The 1,043-nt window shown below is 68.6% G+C and carries 1 protein-coding gene and 1 pseudogene; one reads left to right on the top strand and one right to left on the bottom strand.

The window, feature by feature from the left end; all coding sequences use genetic code 11:
• Positions 1–135: 135 nt before the first annotated feature.
• Positions 136–750: a hypothetical protein gene (locus tag E4634_RS22140; RefSeq protein ID WP_353511672.1), complete on the bottom strand. Its 615-nt coding sequence runs from the start codon at positions 748–750 to the stop codon at positions 136–138.
• On the opposite strand from E4634_RS22140, the pseudogene E4634_RS22145 reads away from it, so the two are divergent.
• Positions 740–1,043 (top strand): annotated as a pseudogene (locus E4634_RS22145) (hypothetical protein); the annotation flags it as partial. The gene E4634_RS22140 and the pseudogene E4634_RS22145 overlap by 11 nt on opposite strands.

Below are 1,043 nucleotides of genomic sequence, written 5' to 3' on the forward strand. Positions count from 1 at the left end.
GCGAGATACCCCGGCGCCACCGTGCAGGTGATCGTCGATCACTACATGCGCATGACCGGCCCCGAGCAGGCCGCGCGGCTGGGCGACCTCGCCGACCAGGCCGGCGTACGGCTGCAGTGGGCGGGCGTGCCCACGCTACAGTTCCAGGCGGAGATCGCCGCGAAATCCCTGGCCGTACACGAGCGCTTCAAGGCCGAGGGCAAGGACAACTGGACCGGCTACCACCATGTCTCGCCGACCTCGGTGATCAACTTCTGCCGCTCCCTGGTGTTCGCCCAGAACGGCAACCAGGTCTGGCAGGAACTGATCGACACCGACTACCGGGCGGAGAAAGAGCAGATGTTCAGCGACCCGGCCTGGCTGGCGCGGGCGCGGGAGTCCTGGGACAACCAGTACGCCCATTCCTACCTGCACGACCCCACCGCGCTCACCCTGAAGGAGAGCGAAACCGGCTACGGCCCGGTGGGCGTAACCCTCGCCGATTACATGGCGCAGACCGGTATCGAACACGCCTCGGATGCGCTGGCCCAGTGGGTATTGCACAACGGCCCCGAGTCCGTGGTGCTCAAGCGCTCCTGGGAGCGCAACGAGGAACTGCTGCTGAAGATGCTGCGCGACCCGCGCTCGGTGGGCAACATCTCCGACGGCGGCGCCCACGGCAAGATGTTCTGCGGCTACGGCGACAACATCCTGCTGCTCACGGATTTCGTGCGCGAGCGCGGCCTGCGCGGTGCACGTGATGACCGGCAAGCTCGCCGACTTCTTCGGGCTGGACCAGCGCGGCCTGCTGGCGCCGGGGATGATCGCGGATATCGCGGTGTTCGACCTCGACGCAGTGGAGCGCCGGCCGGAGGAGCGCATCTGGGATGTGTGGGACGGGGAGGGCGGTCGCACCTACCGCTACACCCGGGCGCCCGCGCCCATGCTGCTGACCCTGGTGAACGGCGTGCCGACCTTCGACAACGGCGCGGTGACCGGGCGCTTCCCCGGGGAGTTTGTCGGCCCCGGTCCTGTCGAGGCGGTGACTGCGGCGCTCGCCGCCA

Origin of the sequence: Mangrovimicrobium sediminis (genome assembly GCF_004745945.1) — a bacterium.
Lineage (GTDB): Bacteria > Pseudomonadota > Gammaproteobacteria > Pseudomonadales > Halieaceae > Mangrovimicrobium > Mangrovimicrobium sediminis.